This window comes from Propionivibrio sp. (assembly GCF_049316945.1).
Lineage (GTDB): Bacteria > Pseudomonadota > Gammaproteobacteria > Burkholderiales > Rhodocyclaceae > Propionivibrio.
The window spans coordinates 1-3,508 of sequence record NZ_JBMOJE010000262.1; the positions used below are offsets into that span (position 1 = coordinate 1).

At 61.1% G+C, this 3,508-nt stretch carries 2 protein-coding genes and 1 pseudogene; 2 read left to right on the forward strand and 1 reads right to left on the reverse strand.

Annotation, left to right across the window (positions count from 1 at the left end; genetic code table 11):
* On the reverse strand, nucleotides 1-2,388 hold a 2,388-nt coding region (acnA, locus tag ACOYNV_RS26690), incomplete at its 3' end, for an aconitate hydratase AcnA (RefSeq protein ID WP_422902853.1).
* Between the two features lie 67 nt (nucleotides 2,389-2,455).
* Between acnA and ACOYNV_RS26695 the strand changes: the two genes are divergently transcribed.
* Entirely contained in the window at nucleotides 2,456-2,773 is a 318-nt protein-coding gene (locus tag ACOYNV_RS26695) for a hypothetical protein (protein WP_422902854.1), read from the forward strand.
* 5 nt (nucleotides 2,774-2,778) lie between these two features.
* Nucleotides 2,779-3,249: pseudogene (locus ACOYNV_RS26700) on the forward strand (GGDEF domain-containing protein).
* Nucleotides 3,250-3,508: the final 259 nt, after the last annotated feature.

The window sequence follows — 3,508 nt, forward strand, 5'->3', positions numbered from 1 at the left end:
ACCCTTTGCCGCCCAGTCGCGGGATGATCCGGTGCCGTACTCCTCGCCACCGAATACCACGGTGGGCGTGCCCTGGGCGATGTAACTCATTGCCGCGTCGTAGATGAACATCTGCTTCCCCGATGGCTGAATCAGCGTCACCCCTCCTTCCTCGCGGGTTCCGTCCTCCCGCGGCGGGATCATGAGGTTCTTGATGCGCACGTTGGCAAAGGTGCCGCGGATCATCACCTCGTGGTTACCACGGCGCGAGCCGTAGCTGTTGAAATCGGCCTTTTTTACGCCGTTGTCGCTCAGGTATTGGCCGGCGGGGGAACTCTCCTTGATAGCGCCGGCGGGGCTGATGTGGTCGGTGGTGATCGAGTCGCCGAACACGCCCAGTGCCCGCGCGCCGCGGATGTCGGCCTGTGCCGCCCGCGGCGTCATTGTAAAGTCCTTGAAAAAGGGCGGCTCGGCGATGTAGGTGGATTTCGGCCAGTCATAGACTTGGCCTTGCGCCGAGGGCACTTCGCTCCACAGGTCACCGGGAAGCGTGAGCTTCTTGTAATTGGCAATGTAGGTGCCAGGGTCCATCGCCAGATTCATCAGCGCCTGCACTTCGGCGCTCGACGGCCATACGTCGCCGATCCACACCTCCCTGCCACCCTTGCCCATGCCGAGCGGCTCGGTCATCAAGTCCCTGAGCACGGTTCCGGCGATGGCGTAGGCCACCACCAGCGGGGGCGAGGCGAGGAAGTTCGCCTTGATGCCGGGATGGATGCGCGCCTCGAAGTTGCGGTTTCCCGAGAGCACAGCGGCGCAGACCAGATCGTTTTCCTTGATCACCTCATTGAGCGCGGGTGTCAGGTCGCCGGAATTGCCGATGCAGGTGGTGCAGCCGTAGGCGGTGACCGGGAAACCGAGTTTCTCCAGATAGGGCAGCAGCCCGGCACTTTTCAGGTACTGAGTCACGACCCGCGAGCCCGGGGCGAGAGAGGTCTTGATGTGGGGTGCGACCTGAAGCCCCGCCTCCACCGCTTTCTTGGCAAGCAACCCGGCGGCAAGCAGCACGGCCGGGTTGGAGGTGTTGGTGCAACTGGTGATGGCGGCAATCAGGATGTCGCCGTTCTTTATCTTGACACCATCCTGATTGACGTACTCGAGTTTCAGGTTCTCGGTGCTCTTGGAGAAGCCGTTCTCGTCCGCCGGCTTGCCGAAGAGCTCGACAAAGGTGGATTTGACCTTGCCGAGCTCGATGCGGTCCTGCGGGCGCTTGGGTCCCGCGACCGAGGGCGTGACGGCGCCGAGGTCGAGCTTGACCACTTGGCTGTAGTCGATCTGCCCCGGCATGGGTACGCCGTACAGGCCCTGCGCCTTGAAATACTCAACGAAAGCGTCGATCTCGGTGGCGGTGCGGCCGGTGCCCTCGAAGTAGTCAATCGTCGCCTGATCCACGGGGAAGAAACCCATCGTCGCCCCATACTCCGGCGCCATGTTGGCGATCGTCGCCCGGTCGGCCAGGGTGAGTGCCTCGACGCCTACACCATGGAACTCGACGAATTTCCCCACCACCTTCTCCTTGCGCAACTGCTCGGTGATGGTGAGCACCAGATCGGTGGCGGTGCAGCCCTCGCGTAGCCGGCCCGATAGCTCGAAGCCAACCACGTCCGGAGTAAGGAAATACACGGGCTGGCCGAGCATGGCGGCCTCTGCCTCGATGCCGCCGACACCCCAGCCAACCACACCGATGCCATTGATCATCGTGGTATGGCTGTCGGTACCGACCAGTGTGTCGGGATAGTAGATTCTGTCCTTGCCTGCCTGTTTGTTGTGCACGCCACGCGCCAGGTATTCAAGGTTCACCTGATGCACGATGCCGATGCCCGGCGGCACCACGCGGAAGGTATCGAAGGCTTGCATGCCCCACTTTATGAACTGATAACGCTCGGCGTTGCGCTGGAACTCAAGCTTCATGTTGAGATCGAGCGCGCCTTTCTGGCGGAAGTAGTCGATCTGCACCGAATGATCTACCACCAGATCCACCGGCACCAGCGGCTCGATGCTTTTTGGAGTCTTGCCCATCGCCGATGCCACGCTGCGCATCGCAGCCAGGTCGGCAAGCAAGGGCACGCCGGTGAAGTCCTGCAGCACCACGCGCGCGACGACGAAGGGAATTTCGTCGACCCGCTGGGCGCTGGGCGCCCAGTTGGCCAGTTGCCGAACGTGCGCTTCGGTAACTTTCTTGCCGTCGCAGTTGCGCAGCACCGATTCGAGCACGATGCGAATCGAAATCGGCAGACGCGAAACCTTGCCCACCATGGCCTGTTCAAGCGCCGGCAATGAATAGAACTTGCCGGTCTTGCCCGACCCCAAGGTGAATTCCCGCACGGTGTTGAATGGATCGTGGCTCATCTCGAACTCTCCTTCTTCGTTACGTGGTTGGGCAGCGTCTGGCACTGCAAATGGCTGGATTCCCGTGGTGCGCGGCCATCGTCAAGGTGCATCGCGGCAGCCTGCCTCGTCAGCACTGGTGGACGCAGTCAGTCGGCATTTTGTTCCGCCGCTGGCGCTGGTGGCGTGGTTCCTCGGACTGCGTTGGGGTTTGACTGCGGCAATCCTTGTGGTCGCGCTATGGTTCCAGGCAGACCAGATGCTCGGCGGCGATCAAGCATTCGCAATGCCCCTGATTCTCAACAGTGTCGCGCGGCTGTCGATCTACTGCGCCGGCGTTTGGCTCCTGGTGCAACTGCGCAAGTTGCTTGATGCCGAAACGCGCCTGGCGCGCGAAACACGCTAACGCACTTGCCCAACCGTCGCGAGTTTTTCGAACTGGGGCGCCAGGCCCTGGTAAAAGCGCAGCGCCAAGGCACGCCCATCACTGCCGCGTTCATCGATCTCGACAAATTCAAAGAGGTTAACTATGAACGCGGCCACGCCGCTGGCGATGCGCTTCTGGCTTGCGTTGCCGACGGCTTGCGCGCGCGGCTGCGTGCCAGCGATATTGCCGGGCGTATCGGCGGCGATGAGTTTGCGCTGCTGCTACCCGGCATGGATGGTGCATCGGCGAATGCCTAAATCGAAGATCTGCGACACCGACTGCTGCAAGCAATGAGCGGACACCAGTGGCCTGTGACTTTGAGCATCGGGGTCGCGAGTTACGCCCGGGCGCCCGCAGATCTTGACGGCCTGCTGGCCGAGGCGGATAGCCTCATGTACAAAGTCAAACACGGTGGCAGGAATCGCGTCCTGCAAAAGGACTTGGCATCACCGTAAGCACGACATTCCCATCCCAGCTGCCTGAAGGGTCCCCTCCGCCCGTTCAGGCTGGAAAAGCGAATTTCGAAGCTGAAGGGCCGCTTACGATTTTGCATCCTTCGTACAACGGCAACTTCCATTTTCATCCACTGGCCAGTTTGGGTCGGTGGCTGCTGTTCAGTAAAACTGATGCTAAACGGCAGATCAAGACTGTTTGATGCCTGTTGAAATGCATAAGCAATAGCCGCTTCTAGCCATCCAGTCGACTCCACCTTAG